General features: G+C 27.6%; 13 protein-coding genes and 1 tRNA gene. 3 read left to right on the top strand and 11 right to left on the bottom strand.

Annotated features, from left to right (window positions below; genetic code table 11):
- Window positions 1-61: 61 nt before the first annotated feature.
- The 7 genes from R4K56_RS09645 to R4K56_RS09615 all read right to left on the bottom strand — a co-directional run bounded on the left by R4K56_RS09645 (window position 62) and on the right by R4K56_RS09615 (window position 8,339).
- Window positions 62-754, bottom strand: coding sequence for an ABC transporter ATP-binding protein (locus tag R4K56_RS09645; protein WP_335770272.1), 693 nt, complete (start codon window positions 752-754; stop codon window positions 62-64).
- Window positions 747-2,039 carry an ABC transporter permease gene (locus R4K56_RS09640; RefSeq protein ID WP_335772588.1) on the bottom strand — a complete coding sequence of 431 codons (1,293 nt, stop codon included), beginning with the start codon at window positions 2,037-2,039 and terminating at the stop codon, window positions 747-749. The genes R4K56_RS09645 and R4K56_RS09640 overlap by 8 nt, the downstream gene beginning before the upstream one ends.
- A gap of 137 nt (window positions 2,040-2,176) precedes the next feature.
- Window positions 2,177-3,271 (bottom strand): tetratricopeptide repeat protein, encoded by a 1,095-nt coding sequence (locus tag R4K56_RS09635; RefSeq protein WP_335772584.1) that lies wholly within the window; start codon window positions 3,269-3,271, stop codon window positions 2,177-2,179.
- A gap of 294 nt (window positions 3,272-3,565) precedes the next feature.
- Complete coding sequence (locus R4K56_RS09630) at window positions 3,566-4,078, bottom strand: dihydrofolate reductase (protein ID WP_335772585.1); 513 nt, start codon at window positions 4,076-4,078, stop codon at window positions 3,566-3,568.
- The gene (locus R4K56_RS09625; RefSeq protein WP_335772586.1) at window positions 4,075-4,875 is read right to left on the bottom strand and encodes a thymidylate synthase; all 801 of its coding nucleotides are present in this window, start codon (window positions 4,873-4,875) and stop codon (window positions 4,075-4,077) included. Before R4K56_RS09625 ends, R4K56_RS09630 begins: the two co-directional genes overlap by 4 nt.
- 607 nt (window positions 4,876-5,482) lie before the next feature.
- Window positions 5,483-6,727 carry a peptidase T gene (pepT, locus tag R4K56_RS09620; protein WP_335758057.1) on the bottom strand — a complete coding sequence of 415 codons (1,245 nt, stop codon included), beginning with the start codon at window positions 6,725-6,727 and terminating at the stop codon, window positions 5,483-5,485.
- A 49-nt stretch (window positions 6,728-6,776) separates the two neighbouring features.
- Window positions 6,777-8,339 carry an AbgT family transporter gene (locus tag R4K56_RS09615; protein WP_335770268.1) on the bottom strand — a complete coding sequence of 521 codons (1,563 nt, stop codon included), beginning with the start codon at window positions 8,337-8,339 and terminating at the stop codon, window positions 6,777-6,779.
- A 156-nt stretch (window positions 8,340-8,495) separates the two neighbouring features.
- Here R4K56_RS09615 and R4K56_RS09610 point away from each other — a divergent pair, with 156 nt between their 5' ends.
- Both R4K56_RS09610 and R4K56_RS09605 read left to right on the top strand, forming a co-directional pair.
- On the top strand, window positions 8,496-8,867 hold the full coding sequence (locus R4K56_RS09610; RefSeq protein WP_335758671.1) for a hypothetical protein: 372 nt from the start codon (window positions 8,496-8,498) through the stop codon (window positions 8,865-8,867).
- A 46-nt stretch (window positions 8,868-8,913) separates the two neighbouring features.
- Entirely contained in the window at window positions 8,914-9,201 is a 288-nt protein-coding gene (locus tag R4K56_RS09605) for a hypothetical protein (RefSeq protein ID WP_335758670.1), read from the top strand.
- A 7-nt stretch (window positions 9,202-9,208) separates the two neighbouring features.
- On the opposite strand, the gene R4K56_RS09600 is transcribed toward R4K56_RS09605, so the two are convergent.
- Window positions 9,209-9,289, bottom strand: a tRNA-Leu gene (locus R4K56_RS09600).
- A gap of 51 nt (window positions 9,290-9,340) precedes the next feature.
- On the opposite strand from R4K56_RS09600, the gene R4K56_RS09595 reads away from it, so the two are divergent.
- Window positions 9,341-11,092: a YhjD/YihY/BrkB family envelope integrity protein gene (locus R4K56_RS09595; RefSeq protein WP_335772587.1), complete on the top strand. Its 1,752-nt coding sequence runs from the start codon at window positions 9,341-9,343 to the stop codon at window positions 11,090-11,092.
- An 840-nt stretch (window positions 11,093-11,932) separates the two neighbouring features.
- Here R4K56_RS09595 and R4K56_RS09590 read toward each other — a convergent pair.
- Genes R4K56_RS09590 through R4K56_RS09580 form a run of 3 tightly spaced genes read right to left on the bottom strand, consistent with a single transcriptional unit; the run spans window position 11,933 to window position 15,516 of the window.
- Window positions 11,933-13,810: a PTS fructose transporter subunit IIABC gene (locus tag R4K56_RS09590; RefSeq protein ID WP_335773151.1), complete on the bottom strand. Its 1,878-nt coding sequence runs from the start codon at window positions 13,808-13,810 to the stop codon at window positions 11,933-11,935.
- Between the two features lie 17 nt (window positions 13,811-13,827).
- Complete coding sequence (gene pfkB, locus R4K56_RS09585; protein ID WP_335773150.1) at window positions 13,828-14,748, bottom strand: 1-phosphofructokinase; 921 nt, start codon at window positions 14,746-14,748, stop codon at window positions 13,828-13,830.
- Between the two features lie 27 nt (window positions 14,749-14,775).
- Window positions 14,776-15,516, bottom strand: a complete 741-nt coding sequence (locus tag R4K56_RS09580) for a DeoR/GlpR family DNA-binding transcription regulator (RefSeq protein ID WP_335758666.1) — start codon at window positions 15,514-15,516, stop codon at window positions 14,776-14,778.
- Window positions 15,517-16,162: the final 646 nt, after the last annotated feature.

Genomic DNA, 16,162 nt, shown 5'->3' with positions numbered 1-16,162 from the left:
TTCCTATTTTACATTTTTATTAATAAAATATAAACTATTCTATATTAGAATATTTTATATTTCAATATTCTATTAAATTTTCTCCATACTCTAAACGTAATTTCCTATCAGCCATATTAGCAATAGATGCAGAATGTGTAACTATTATTAAAGCAGCATTAGTTTGTTTTGTCATGTTCCATAATAATTCTCTAACTAACTCAGCATTCTTTTTATCCAAATTACCAGTAGGTTCATCAGCCAATACAACACTAGGCCTATTTATTAAAGCACGAGCAATAGCTACTCTTTGTGCCTCACCGCCTGAAAGCTCCCCTATTCTATGCTCCATACGGTCTTTCAATCCAACTGTTTCAAGCAAAATTTCAGCTTTTTGTCTAGCTTCCTTTTTATTATATTTAAGCATTAAAGAAGGAATCATTACATTTTCTATGGCACTAAATTCACCAAGCAAATTATGAAATTGAAATACATAACCAAGAGAACTATTCCTAAAATGAGCTAATTGACCTTCATTCATTTTACCGATATTATTTCCTGATATATTTATAGTTCCTTCTGTAATGTCATCTATTCCGCCAATCAAATTCAAAAGAGTGGTTTTTCCGCTTCCGGATTCTCCTGTTATAGCAAGAATCTCATTCCTGTAAACTTCTAAACTTAATGACTTCAAAACTTCAACTTTTGGAGGCCCAACATAAGTCTTTTTTAAATTTTCTATCTTTATTAAAACTTCTTTAACATTATCACTCATATCTCAATACCTCCGCAGGCTTGTATCTGCTTGCAATATAAGCCGGTATTATAGCAAATAAAACAGAAAGTAAAAATGAAATACTAGCCACCATTACAACTTGTGAAATATGTATTATAGATGGGAGTCCTCCGCTTACATAATATATATCTGATGGGAAGAAATCTGGTACTATTGGTATTGATAATCCGCCTATTTTGGCAGGTATAAACCATATAATATTAACTATTACCTGAAGTATTATTCTAATGCCCTCTAATGCCTCATTAACATAATTAGCAAGAAGTACACCAAATATTACACCTAGTACAGTACCTATTACACCAATTATGGCACCTTCTAAAAAGAAAACTTTAGCAACATTTGAAGGTCTAAGTCCTAAAGTCTTTATTATAGCAATATCACGCCTTTTATCTTTAACGAATATTATTTGGCTTGAAGCTATATTTAAAGCTGCTATTAATATTATAAATGAAAGTATCAAAGCAAGCATTAATTTTTCAGTATGCAAAGCCTGAAAGAAATTTCTATCAAATAGCATCCAAGGCATAACACTATAATAATCTTTTAAATCCTCATTGATTTTATTTGCCACCTTATCAGCATCAAAGAAATTCTTTACTTTTACTGCCACACCAGTAACAGCATTATCATATCCAACCATTTTTTGACCAGTAAGAATAGGAACTATAACCATTTTACTATCATATTCATAATAGCCGGTTTTATAAATACCTTTAATAGTAAAAGTAGTTTTTTGGGGTCTAAATCCCTTATCAAAACTTCCAGCAGCAGAAATTATATCGATAGTATCTCCAACTGATAAAGCATAATCTTTTGCCATTTCTGAACCTATTAAAGCTTCATTAGTTTTCATATTTTTATTATTGCCTTCTACAAAATTGAAGTACTTTATAAAATCTTTATCTGTAGTGAATATATTATCTTCAAAAGAACGTACTGTTATAAGTGTAGTGAAATTATATGAACGCATTATACAAGGAATAACTATATAAGGATATGCACTTGTTATTTCCTTATTATCCATTATATTATCAACTACATATTTATAATCTGTAAGAGGCTGATCACTATAGGCACTGATATTTATATGTGCTCTCATTCCAAGAATTTTATCTCTTATATCGTCCTGAAAACCATTCATTACTGAAAGAACGGTTATCATTACCATATCACCAACTAATATTCCAAGTACACATATAATTGTAATAATTGAAACAAACGAAAATTTCTTTTTGGCTCTTAAATATCTTACGCCAAGCATTAATTCTAATCGCAAAATATCTCCTTAGCATTGAGAATTGACAATGCTGAATATTATATATTATATTTAATAAATTTAAACCTATTTTGTACTGATATGTCATATATTGTACGTTTAAATAATTATGGTTTATTACATTATAATTTATTTAGATATTGTCTTTTTTTAACAAAAAGTGATTTGAATTTTGATAAAAATTTAAGTATAGTAACTTTTATATTCTTCTTTGTTTTATCAAAATCTATTACAGCATTTTCATAATCTGAAGTCTTATATCTTGAAAATCCTCTGTGAAAATATAAATCATCAGTAACATTTCCCAATTCTTCAGATTTGTTATAATCTTCTATAGCTTCTATATAATGCTTTAATTTAAATCTTGTTTCAGCCCTATTATAATATGCAGAAGAATATTTAGGTTCTATTTCAATACATTGAGTAAAATCTTTTTCAGCCTCTTTATACAAATTTAATTTTAGTTTTGAGACACCTCTATTACAATATGCTCTAAAATAATGATAATCTAAATCTATAGTTTCATCAAAATATTTAATGGCTTCTTCATATTGTTCTAAATCTTGTTTTACTATACCTATACTATTGTAGGCAGAAACATAATTTGGATCTAATTCAATAACTTTATTAAAATATCTAATAGCTTCATTATAGTTTTTCAAATTGTACTCTACTAATCCCAAATTATAATAAGCCTTAGTATAATTTCTATCTATTTCTATAGCTTTATGAAAATATTCTAAAGCATCTTTATAAAGACCTAAATCTTGTTTTATCAAACCTATATTATTATATGTATGGGCATTTTTAGATATATCTAATGTCTTATTATAATATTTAATAGCTTCTTCATAATTACCCAAATTATAATTAGCTAAACCTATATTATTATAAGCCTGAATGCAGTGAGGATCTATTTCCAAAGCCTTTTTATAATATTCTATAGCTTCTTCACAAAGTCCTAAATTATGCTTTACCAAACCTATATTATTATAAGCAGGAACATAACTAGAATCTAATTCAATAACTTTATCAAAATCTTTTATAGCTTCTTCATACATTCCTAAACTGCTTTTTGATAGTCCCCTATTATTATAAATCTCAAGCACATCTCCATAATAAAAAAGTAATTTATCAAAATATTCTATAGCATTTCTATAATCACCCTTAGAAAAAGAATCATTTGCTAAATATAATAAATTACTAAGCTCATTCATAAACTAACTCCTCTAAATTAAAAACCAGAAGGCAATTAATTTATTTTTTAAAAAAAATTTTATACCCCGAACTTAATTATAATATAATCATAATTATACTATAATTAATAAAAAAAATTTTATTAATATATAAAAAAGTTTATAGTAATTTCAATATTTTGCAACTATATAACTTTTTTTATATAAAATTTATATACATTTCAGAAAATACATTGATATGTACAAAATATTACTTGAAATAACAATATTATTAATAATAAGAAATAATTATATAAATAGTGAAAAAATGATTAATCAAATAAAATTATTTTTTCTTTCGTATACAATTATATCTACATTAACATCATCATAAACAAAACTGCTTAACTTCTTAGAAGAAAATAAATCCCTATCAAAATCAGGGAAAAATCTATCACAGCCATAATCTTTATTTATATGAGTAAGATAAATTCTATCAGCATAATCTAATGCTTTTTTATAAATTGATTCTCCGCCTATAATAAATATCTGATTATGCTTTTCTAATAATAATTTAGAAACAGCGTTTTCAAAAGACATTTCATAACAAAGATTATCATACTTTTCTAAAATCTCATTATTAATATTAGAAGATACAATAATATTTTTTCTTTTAGGAAGCGGTTTAGAACCTAAAGATTCAAAAGTAACACGCCCCATAACAACAGCATAACCTGTAGTTGTAGTTCTAAAAAATTGCATATCTTCTTTTATATGTCCCCAAGGCATTAAACCATTTAATCCTATACCATTTTTAGAATCTACTGCAGCAATTAATGAAACTATCAAACTGCCACCTCCGCTTTTATAGTTGGGTGATATTTATATCCTTCCAATTTAAAATCTTCATAAACATGACTAAATATATTAGGACGTTCTTTTATAAATAATTCTGTTGTTTGAAGATAAGGTTCTCTTGAAAGCTGTATATTAACCTGATCAACATGATTATTATAAATATGGGCATCTCCGAATGTCATTATAAGTTCAGAAGCATGAAGTCCGCTATGCATAGCCAAAAGTCTAGTAAGTATAGCATAAGAACTTATATTAAAAGGAACTCCTAAAAATAAATCTGCAGAACGCTGATATAAATGAGTAATTATTCCGCCTTCACTATTAACTGAAAATTGACACATCATATGACATGGAGGAAGATGCATTTGATCAATCTCGCCTACATTCCAAGCATTCAAAATAATTCTTCTGCTTGTAGGATTATTTCTCAAAGCATTAACAATATTAGATATTTGATCTATTTTATTTCCTTCTTTAGTTTCCCAAGCTCTCCATTGTTTTCCATATACTGGGCCAAGTTCTCCCATATCATCAGCCCATTCGTCCCATATATGAACATTATTTTCTAATAAAAATTTTATATTAGTAGAACCTTGTAAAAACCAAAGCAATTCTATAATAACACCTTTCATAAAAACTCTTTTTGTTGTTATGATTGGTATTTTATTTCCTTCAAATTTAAATCTTAATTGAGGTCCGAATATTCTTTTTGTACCTACTCCAGTTCTGTCTTTAGTTTCTTCGCCCTCTTCCAATACTTTTTTTAATAATTCTAAATAGTTTCTCATAAAAAATCCTAATATATTAATTGTTTGTTTTTATAGTAAGGTTCTATTATACATATTGAAAATATTTTATCAATTATATATCAATATAGTAACAGTTTTTTAAAAAATATTATTTTAAATAATTAAACAAGAAACCTTAAATATAAAGTATCTTGTTTAATTATAAATTAGTTATACCTAAACAACTATATTTTGTCAATTTTAGTTTTTTCAAATTTATTGTTTGTGGTGGCTTTGCCCCCACACCCCCAGTTCTTTTGTTGACACAAAGAACCAAAAAGACTGCATTTTTAGGGTATACCCTATATTTAATAGGCATGTTTTTTAATATAAAGTTATAGCAATTGCGTTTTCGCAAAGCGTATCCGAGCTTGTCGAGGATATAGCAACTTTGACGAAGTCCGCAGAGCGTGTGCTACAAAAAAGTAGATAAATTTATATAAAGTACATCGGTTGATAAAGTTAAAATTTTAATCTATATTCAACATAGCACAATTTTTTATAACAACATATTAAAGATTTATAATAATTAAACAAGAAACCTTAAATATAAAGTATCTTGTTTAATTATAAATTGTTTAATTATAAATTAGTTATATATAAAAAATTATTTTGCTTTAGAAGATATTATCCTTATTATCTCAAGAGTAGTTTCCAAACTTTTATGGAATGATGGTATAGGCAAAAACTCATATATAGAATGGAAATTATGTGCTCCTGTAAAATAATTTGGTGTTAATAAACCTTTTACTGATAAAGCAGAACCATCAGTACCGCCTCTCATTGATAAGGTTTTAGGTTCTATATTAAGATTTTTCATTGCCTCATAAATAACATCTATTGGGAATTTATCTTCTTTTATAGAATCAGCTATATTTCCGTATACATCTTCCATAGTTAATTCTATTTTAGCTCTTGGCTGTAACTTTTGATATTTCTCAACAACTTCTTTAATTTTAGCTTTTTTCTCTTCATAAAGTTTTTTATTATGATCTCTTATATTCAATTTTAAAGAAGCATTTCTTTGATTTCCGCTTATGCCTTGAACCCAAATATAACCTTCTTTCTTTTCTGTGCATTCAGGAGTTTGTTTTCTGTCAAATTCATTAGCCATATCTATTGCTATAAGTATAGGATTAACTAATACGCCTTTAGCACTCATAGGGTGAGCAGTTACTCCTTCAATATCTATAGAAGCACTTCCGGCATTAAATGTTTCATATACAACCTCACCTATTTCGCATGAATCTATTGTATATGCAAAATCTGGTTTAAATACATTCAAATCTAATGCTTTAGAACCAAGAAGTCCTATTTCTTCATCTGGTACAAAAGCTATATATATGTCGCCATGCTCAACATTATTATCTGCAATATATTTTAATGCAGACATAACTGTTGATATAGCAGCTTTATTATCAGCACCTAATACGCTTGTTCCGTCTGAAAAGATAATCTCATTATTCATGTAATTTTTTATTTCAGGGTGATCTGATACTTTAAACATTATATTTTTTTCTTTATTCAAGCATAAATCATTACCTTCAAATTTAAGTATTTGAGCATGAACATCACCAGTTAAACCAATATCAACTGTATCAAGATGTGCTACAAATCCAATAGAATATATATTATCCTTATTCTTTGGAAGTAATGCTGTAACTATTGAATTATCATTTACAACAATATTTGTTAAACCTAAAGTTTTTAAATCATCTGCTAAAACTTTTGCCAATTTCATTTGTCCTTCAGAACTAGGAAGTTTTTTTACAGATGCATCGCTCTGACTTGGTATAGCTGAATATTTAAAAAAGCTGTCTATTTGGAATTTTTTTATATTATCATTTAACATTTTTCTACCTCTTTTATTAATTATAAATTTTTATAAAACTAAAAAACTATTAATGTACTGGAGGATAAACATATCCGCTGTTAAATCCTATAGGTATATTTAAAGCCCAGAATATATAAAGCATTATCATAAGCACTATAAGCAATCCTATACTATAAGGAAGCATCATAGAAGATAATGTACCAACTCCAGTTTTATTGCAGTATTTCTGACAATAAGAAATTATTAACGGATAGAATGCAAACATTGGAGTTACAACGTTTATAGCTGAATCGCTTACTCTGAATGCTGCCTGAGTTAATTCCGGAGATATACCAACTGCCATAAGCATTGGAACGAATATTGGAGCCAATATAGCCCATTTTGATGATGCTGAAGTTATTAACAAATTCAATAATGCTGTAAGTAAAGTTATACCTGCAACTGTTATTTGAGGAGCCATATTTAAAGATTTCAAAAATTCTGCACCTGATATTGCTATTAATGTACCAACATTTGAATTTCCGAATACATATAAGAATTGAGCACAGAAAAATGAGAAAGTTAAAAATGAAGCTAAGTTTTTAACACTTCCAGCCATAGCTAAACTGAAATCTTTTGTAGTTTTGAATTTATTAGTAAGCTTTCCATATATGTATCCAGGTATTACTAAGAACAAGAACAATATAGGAACTATAGCCTGCATAACTGGAGCATCTGGAGTAGTTAATTCACCATTTGGAGATCTTAATAAAGAATTTTCAGGAATAAGTAAAACTACTAAAAGTACAATCATTAATACTAAAACAGAAAATGCTATTTTAAAAGCTCTGTTTTCCTCTTTTGTTATTGAAGAAACACTTGTATCTTCTGGTTTAATACCTTCATCAATAGGCATAGTTTTCCATAAAAATGGTTCTACTATTTTATCAGTAATAAACCAACATACTAAAATTACCGCAAATGTTGATGATATGCTTAAAAAATAATTACATAAAACATTTACTGTATAAGTAGGATCTATAAGTCTTGCGGCACTTTGAGTAAATCCTTGCATTATAGGGTCTATTGTAGAAGGTGTATAACTGGCAGAGAAACCTCCTGCAAGTCCTGCAAATGAAGCTGCGATACCTGCTAAAGGGTGTCTTCCTACAGCAAAAAACATTATAGAAGCTATAGGCATCAATATAACATAAGAAGAATCTGAAGTTATATGGCTTACAACAGAAATAAATATAATTGCTGGTGCTATAGCTTTCTTTGGTATAATAGCCAATAATTTTATAAGAATCATTCTTATGAATCCGCTTCCCTCAGCTACTCCTATGCCTAATGTAGCAACAACTGTAATTCCCAAAGGAGGAAAGTTTATAAAGTTTGTTGTCATCTTTGTTATAAACTTAGTTATTTCTGCAGGAGCAAGCATATTAATAATTTTTATTTGCTCGCCTGTTGTTGGGTGATAATAATTGAATGTAAAATAAGAAAGTATCCATGACACAAAAAGCATTATAAAAAATGCTATCAAAAATAAGATTGTTATGTCTGGAAGTTTATTTCCTACTACCTCAATAATATTCAAGAAACTTTCAAACTTATTAGATTTTTTAATTGCCTTCCCATCGTTTTGCATAAAAATCTCCTAACACTTATAAATTTTGAAAACATTATATAATAAATATAAGTAATCATCAATATAAAAAGAAACAGTTTTACTTAACATAGTATTTTTATTTTAAGTTTTTTATTACGATACTATAAATATAAACTATATAGAGAGGTATAGAATATGTTTAAACTTCGTATTTTTATATTATTATTATTTTTATCTATGTTGGGTTCTTGTCAGAAAAAAGAGGTTATAAGCATAGAAAAAGGAGTTGTAGATTATAGGTTCATTGGTACTTGGGAATTTATCAATGGAACTAATAAAGAAAAATATACTTTCTTTAACAATAATAAGATAGAATATACAAGTGACTGCCAAAATGAGCCTAAAAACAATCAAGCTTACACTTTTGAATGGAAAAAAGAAGGAAATAACTACTATTATAGATTATGGGACAATGAATTGGATAATTGGTCAGATTTCCCTATAAAATATATTAATACAAATACAATAAAAATATACTCTGACTTCTTTAAAAAATCATACATTTAACATATAATGATAATATAAAAAACAATATAATGGATTTTATTAAAAAGTGGACTTATTAGTTATTATATTTTTCATAATTATATTTATAATATTCATTCTAATGTTTGGAATATTATTCTTTGTTTCAGGTATAGGTAAAATTGTAGATTTAATATCTATGATTGTATTTAGAAATCATGAGGACTGTCCATTTTGTAATTGTAAAAATTCTATGAGAATCATAAAAACTTCGAGCGGATATAAAAAGGTTTGTAATAAATGCAAGTTCTCTATAGAAGTAGATGATAATAAGACAAATAATAATGACAAAAAAGATGAGGAAAAGAAGGAATAAAAAGAATTGCGAGGGGAGGGAATCGAACCCTCATGCCTAGGGCGCTAGATCCTAAGTCTAGTGCGTCTGCCAGTTCCGCCACCCTCGCTTAATTGTTGTATATTATACAATATATATTTTTTTTTGCAAGAAGTGTTATATGACTAAAATTCAAAAAATTAACAAATTCTTTAAGAAACTTAAAAAATTTCTTGTAGAAGACATTTATTTAATAGATCAAAATACATTTAATCCAATAGAAAAATTTTTAGTAGATTCATATAGGATTGTTTCATTTGCTATAACAGACTTTTTTAAAGATGACTGTACTATAAGAGCTGCTGCTTTAACATACTTAGTAACATTATCTTTTATACCTGCTTTAACTGTAGGATTGTTTATTTTAAGAATTTTTAATATATATCAGAACATATTTGTTGTAATATTTGAATGGATGGAAAAACATGCCCCATTCTATGAACCAATGGTTAGACAAATATTAAATATAGCAGATAACACTAATTTGGCAAGTTTTGGTATTATAGGTATTATATCAACTATAGTCAGTATTGCATTAATACTTCATAGTATACAAAGATCTTTAATAAAAATATGGCGTGTAAAAATAAAAACTTCAATACCTAGAGTTGTTGCAAATTATATAGCATTATTATTCTTGATACCTATACTAATTGGTATATCATTTACTTTAATAACTTATACATCTATAAATTTACATAATTTACCAGCATTAGTAAAAATATTATTATCTTGGGTAACTCCTATAATATCAACATCTATATTAGTTTTATTTTCTTATGTATTAGTGCCTCAAACTAAAGTAAATTGGTCAAATGCCGCAATATCTTCTATATTAGTAGCTGTAGCTATAATAAGCCTTTTCAGTGTATATTTTAAACTTAATATAGATGTAAGAAATTATAAACAGATATTTGATAATGACAGATATAAAATAGAATATCTTGTAAAAGAAATAAATACAGACAGCACAAATACTCAAAATAATCAATTTAATAATAATAACAATACTGATGAAGAAATAGATAATGAATATTATAATATAAATAAAAATAATAATGAAAATATACTTCAAAGAAATCAAAAAATAGATGTTGAAAATATATCAAGCATAAAAATAGAAAGAATAAGCTATGTTATTATGGAAGATGTAGGAAATGGAATAAGCGGTGTTACTTATGAAAAAAGACCTATAGAAACTAATATGCTTAATTTTGAAAATTTCTCCCCAAATGTAGGAGAGCAATTAGTTAAATATAATTTCAAAATAGATGATATTGTTACTATAAGCAGTGAAAACAATATGCTTACAAGTATAACTCCTGCAGAATTATCATCAGCAAGTTCTTTTGCTCAAATACCAGTACTGCTCTTATTATTGTACATTGTATGGATTATAATATTATTTGGAGCAGAACTCACCTACTCTATACAATATTTCAGATCTTATGGCGTGGATAAAAGCAATATAAAATTATCATTTGCTGAAAAAGAAGTAATAGCATTAGAATTCATGCATATAATAGCTTATAGATTCATAAACAAAAAAAAGGCTATAACAATGTATGAATTAGCCAAAGAATTAAGAACACCTCCTACTATAATAACTGAAATATCCGAAGCATTAGAAAAATCTATGTATGTAATAAAAATTGTTGAAGGAGCAAATGTTTCTTATATTTTGGCATGTCAGCCTGAATCTATTACTATAGGAGATATTTTACACTCTTTAAAAATGAATGGCGGTTTTAGAAATAAAAATCATAGTTCTTATGATAAATTTAAAACTATGATTTATCAAAATAAAACCATAACAAATAAAGATTATAATACTACCCTATTGCATTTAGCATGCCACAATTACAAAAAATAGTATATACTGAAAATTTTTAAGTTTGTCAACTACTAGCCGTAGTGGCAACCCGCACAGTATCGCTTATTCTTAACGAATGTCCTTTATACGTGCGGCTGATTACTCATTATTATACAAAATCAATAAATCTATATTACATGTAAAACATATTTCTTAATATTAGATAATCTTTTATTTTATAAAAAATTATAATTTACATCTATAAAAAGGTGAAAATTGACAAAGTATAGTTGTTTAGGTATATACTGAAAATTTTTAAGTTTGTCATTTTTTTAGGCAACTTTTTCCCGCCGCATACGCTCTGCGGACTTCGTCAAAGTTGCTCATATCCTCGATAAACTCGGATACGCTTCGCGAAAGTGCAAATATAAAATTAGTACTAAATCATACTAAAATTGTTTCACATGTAAGATAGATTATTAATTTAAACTAAAATATAGCCCTTCATCATAGGGGCTGTACCTGCTTCTTTGGGGCAATACTATACCTAAAGGTACTCATTTTAGTCGCAGGACTTCCTTCGGTCGCAAAAGAAATGGAGTGCTGCACGCTGCGTACTTCGTAATGGCAAAGCCCCATATATAAAAAGAAAAATATAAATTTATTTTTGACAAAATATAGTTGTTTAGATATATACTACATTATATTTTTACTAAATTTATATTTTTTTATTAAGTATAAAAAAGATTATAATAATAAGAAAATGTAATATCAAGAAGTTTAAAATTCAAAATCTTTTATAACAAAATTGTTTATTTTTAAATAAATATATTTTATAAAAAATAAAGTATAGGGAGTACAAACTTTATTCCCTATACTTTTTGATTAAGGATATATATGTTAATTATTTACTGGTTTCTTAACAAATCCAAGAATAACAGCTGTTATAACAGAACCTAATACTATAGCAAATAAATACATTATAGGATTATTTACTATAGGAAGTACGAATATTCCTCCATGAGGAGCTCTTAATTCTATACGAAATGCCATAGTCAAAGCACCGGCAATTGCAGCACCTATCATACAAGAAGGAATTACTCTTATAGGATCTGAAGCAGCGAATGGAATAGCTCCTTCAGTAATAAATGAAAGTCCCATAATATAGCATGTTTTTCCGGCATCTCTTTCATCAGCAGAGAATTTATTTCTAAATATTGTAGTAGCCAAAGCTATACCCAAAGGAGGAACCATACCGCCAGCCATAACTGCAGCATGAGGTGCATAATCTCCGGAAGCTATAGTAGCTATACCAAATGTGAAAGCAGCTTTATTTATAGGGCCTCCCATATCAGTAGACATCATAGCTCCAAGTATTGTACCTAATAATATTAAATTTCCTGTTCCTAAATTCTTCAAGAAATTAGAAAGTCCTGAATTAATTGCAGCTATTGGCTCAACAATAAATATATACATTATGGCGCCAGTGATAAAAATACCAAATAAAGGATATAATAAAACAGGCTTAATTCCATCTAAACTTTCAGGCAATTTATTAAATACTTTTTTCAATAAAAGAGTTATATATCCGCCTAAGAATCCGCCTATTAAACCGCCTAAAAATCCGCCGCTGTTTAATGATATTAATCCTCCAACCATAGCAGGAGCAAATCCAGGTCTGTCAGCAATACTCATACCAATAAATGCAGCCATTACAGGAACCATTAGAAAGAAGGCGTTTCCTCCGCCTATATCATTTAAAAGTTTAGCAAATGCATTGTATGAAGGATCATTTGGGTTGCTTGCATTAATACCAAACATAAATGAGAATGCTATTAATATACCTCCGCCTACAACAAATGGAAGCATATTTGATACGCCAGACATCAAATGTTTATATACACCTGTTTTTGGTTTCTTAGCAAATTTATTTGAAGCTTGATTATTATCTTCATTGCTATGATATATAGGAGCTGTTTGATTCATAGCATTTTTTATTAATTGTTCAGGATTTTTTATAGCCTCTTTTACTCCTACTATATCAACATTCTTTCCTGCAAATCTTTCCATAGCAACATTTTTATCAGCAGCTACTATTATACCTTTTGCATTTTTTATCTCATCTTTTGTAAGTTCATTTTTTACACCGCTTGAACCATTAGTTTCTACTTTTATAGTAATGCCAAGTTCCTTACCTTTTTTAAGTAATGCATCAGCTGCCATATAAGTATGTGCTATTCCTGTAGGACAAGCTGTTACTGCTAATACTTGATATGAATCGCTGCTGTTATTATTTTCCGGATTTAAAGATGAGTTTTCATTATCTTTTTCAGCATTTTTCATTAATATATCTAATACTTCTTCTTTACTTTTTGCATTTAAAAGTGCTTCTCTAATATCATCTTCAAGAAGTAATGTAGTTATTTTTGATAATAATTCTATATGAGAATCATTAGAATTTTCCGGAGCTGCTATCATGAAAAATAAATGTGAAGGCTCTCCGTCTAATGATTCATAATCAACGCCTTTCTTAGAAATACCTATTGCAACAGTAGGAATTTTCACAGCTTTAGTTTTACCATGAGGTATTGCTATTCCTTCTTCCATACCTGTAAAACTTTGAGCTTCTCTCTTTAATATTTCTTGCTTATACTCTTCCCTATCATTTAATTTTCCATTATTATAAAGAATGTCTACCATTTCATCTATAATTTCTGATTTTGTTGTTCCCTTTAGGTCTGTATCAATACAATCTAAAGTTATAACATCTTTTAGCATTGTTAGCCTCCAATTATTTAAGCATTAATTGTTTTTATTTCAACTTTTTCTAAAAATTGTTTCATATTATCAAATGTAGTTAATCCTTCAGAGCATGCAGTAGAACTTCCGCTTGCTATAGCATATTTATAAGAATCAACTATATTTAAATTATTACTTATTCCATAAACTATTCCAGCAACCATAGAATCTCCAGCACCTACAGAACTTATCAACTTTCCTTCAGGTGCATTTCCAATATATGCATTATCTTTTGTTATAAGTACAGAACCATCTTTACCTAAAGATACAATTACATTCTCGCTTCCGTCTTTTATTAATTCTCTTGCATATTTTATAATCTCATCTATAGTTTCTATGTTCTTATTAAAATATTCGCCTAGTTCTTTTTTATTTGGTTTTGTAAGAAATACTTTTTCTTTTATCCCTAACTTGAATGCTTCATCTCTTGCATCTAATATTACTTTTATGTTTTTATTTGCATTTGATATTATGTCTTTGTATATACTGCTTTCAATAGAATTAGGAACGCTTCCAGATAATACTAATATGTCATTATCTTTTATATTATCTTTAATAAAGTTTAATAATTCATTAACTTTTTCTTTTGAAATATTAGGTGATTTTCCTGCTATTTCTGTTTCTGTTTTATCAGTTTTTAATTTTATATTGATTCTTGTATCTTCTTTTAAATCAATAAAATTCTCTTTGATGCCATATTCTTTAAGATGCTTTTTTATATAATCTCCAGTAAATCCGCCAGAAAATCCTAAAGCAATAGAATCAATATTAAAATTTTTTAAAACTTTGGAAACATTTATTCCTTTGCCTCCTGCCAATGTATAGGCATTATTAACTTTGTTTAAATCTCCTTCTTCAAAGTTATTCATGTCTATATAATAATCAACAGCAGGATTTAATGTTAAAGTATATATCATAAATAATCTCCCACTTTTTTATTTTGATTAATTAACAATGTGTAATCCTTTTAATTTATTTTTTATATTTTCATTTATTTCTTTTGCATTTGTTATTAAATATGACTCCTCTAAATTACAAAAATTCACAAAACTTTTTTTTGTTAATTTAGATTCATCACATAGAAAATAAGTTTTATTTGCTTTAGTGCATGCCTCATTTTTTATTAATGCTTCTTCACTATCTGGAGTTGAATATCCGTTTATATCTATTCCATTTGCTCCCATAAATGCCAAATCAAAATTAAAATTCTTTATTGATAAAACAGCACTTCCTCCAACTAAAGCACCTGTAAGCATTTTTATCTTTCCGCCTATTAAATAAGTTTCTATTTTTTTACTGTAAAGTTCATCTATATGACTAAGTCCGTTTGTTACTACTCTTATATTTTCTATTCCTGCTAAATATTTAATCATAGCAAAAACACTTGTACCGGCATCTAAATATATTGTACTGCCTCTATCAACCAATGAAGCTGCAAACTTACCTATTTTTTCTTTTTCCTCTGAATATATTTCTTTTTTATATAAAATACTTTCTTCCTGAGTATCTATTGATATAGCACCTCCATGTACTCTTCTTATTTTTCCAGAATTTTCTAAAAATGTTAAATCTCTTCTAATTGTAGCTTCTGATACATTAAGTTTTTCTATCAATTCTTCTATCTTTATGTTCTTTTTTTCTTTTATAACTTCAAGTATCAATTCATACCTGCTTACTTTGAGCATTTTAACATTCCTTATTTATCTTTATATCTAATATTATAGCAAAAAAACTACAAAAATCAATCAAAATCAATCAAAAATAATCAATTTCAATCAAAAAATATACAGAATTTACCGCTAATTGTTATAAATGTTGTATAAATTAGTAATCGATTTGATAGTTTTATAGAATTCTATTTAGTTAATAATACAATGCTTTTTTGAAGAGTATAAAAGAATAAAAATTGACAATATATACTAAAAATTTTTAAGTTTGTCATTTTTTGTAGTCAACTTTTTCCCGCCGCACACGCTCTGCGGACTTCGTCAAAGTTGCAAAAAGTGCAAGGTATAAAATTAGTACTAAATAATACTAAAATTGTTTTACATGTAAGATAATTTATTAAATTAAATTCCAAATTTAGCCTTTCGCGAAGCGTATCCGAGCCTGTCGAGGATATAAGGTTCTTTGTGCCACGCCATACCTAAAGGTACTTCTTTTAGTCGCAGGCACTCCCTACGGTCGCAAAAGAACTGGGGTGTTACGAAGTACGCAGAGCGGTGGGGCTAGTCCCCACAAATAACCTAAATTTAAAATTGTATTTTTTGACAAACTCTAAAATTCTTAGTATATACCTAAACAAATATATTTTGTCAATTTTCAAACAGA

This window comes from Brachyspira pulli, assembly GCF_036997785.1.
Lineage (GTDB): Bacteria > Spirochaetota > Brachyspiria > Brachyspirales > Brachyspiraceae > Brachyspira > Brachyspira pulli.
This window is presented reverse-complemented; position numbering and strand designations above follow the sequence as displayed.

Excerpts from the sequence above, each read along its gene's own strand:
- pepT (WP_335758057.1), bottom strand. The coding sequence starts at position 6,727 with ATGTTAAATGATAATATAAAAAAATTCCAAATAGACAGCTTTTTTAAA.
- R4K56_RS09615 (WP_335770268.1), bottom strand. The coding sequence starts at position 8,339 with ATGCAAAACGATGGGAAGGCAATTAAAAAATCTAATAAGTTTGAAAGT.
- R4K56_RS09645 (WP_335770272.1), bottom strand. The coding sequence starts at position 754 with ATGAGTGATAATGTTAAAGAAGTTTTAATAAAGATAGAAAATTTAAAA.
- R4K56_RS09635 (WP_335772584.1), bottom strand. The coding sequence starts at position 3,271 with ATGAATGAGCTTAGTAATTTATTATATTTAGCAAATGATTCTTTTTCT.
- R4K56_RS09595 (WP_335772587.1), top strand. The coding sequence starts at position 9,341 with ATGACTAAAATTCAAAAAATTAACAAATTCTTTAAGAAACTTAAAAAA.
- R4K56_RS09590 (WP_335773151.1), bottom strand. The coding sequence starts at position 13,810 with ATGCTAAAAGATGTTATAACTTTAGATTGTATTGATACAGACCTAAAG.
- pfkB (WP_335773150.1), bottom strand. The coding sequence starts at position 14,748 with ATGATATATACTTTAACATTAAATCCTGCTGTTGATTATTATATAGAC.
- R4K56_RS09580 (WP_335758666.1), bottom strand. The coding sequence starts at position 15,516 with ATGCTCAAAGTAAGCAGGTATGAATTGATACTTGAAGTTATAAAAGAA.
- R4K56_RS09640 (WP_335772588.1), bottom strand. The coding sequence starts at position 2,039 with ATGCTTGGCGTAAGATATTTAAGAGCCAAAAAGAAATTTTCGTTTGTT.
- R4K56_RS09625 (WP_335772586.1), bottom strand. The coding sequence starts at position 4,875 with ATGAGAAACTATTTAGAATTATTAAAAAAAGTATTGGAAGAGGGCGAA.
- R4K56_RS09610 (WP_335758671.1), top strand. The coding sequence starts at position 8,496 with ATGTTTAAACTTCGTATTTTTATATTATTATTATTTTTATCTATGTTG.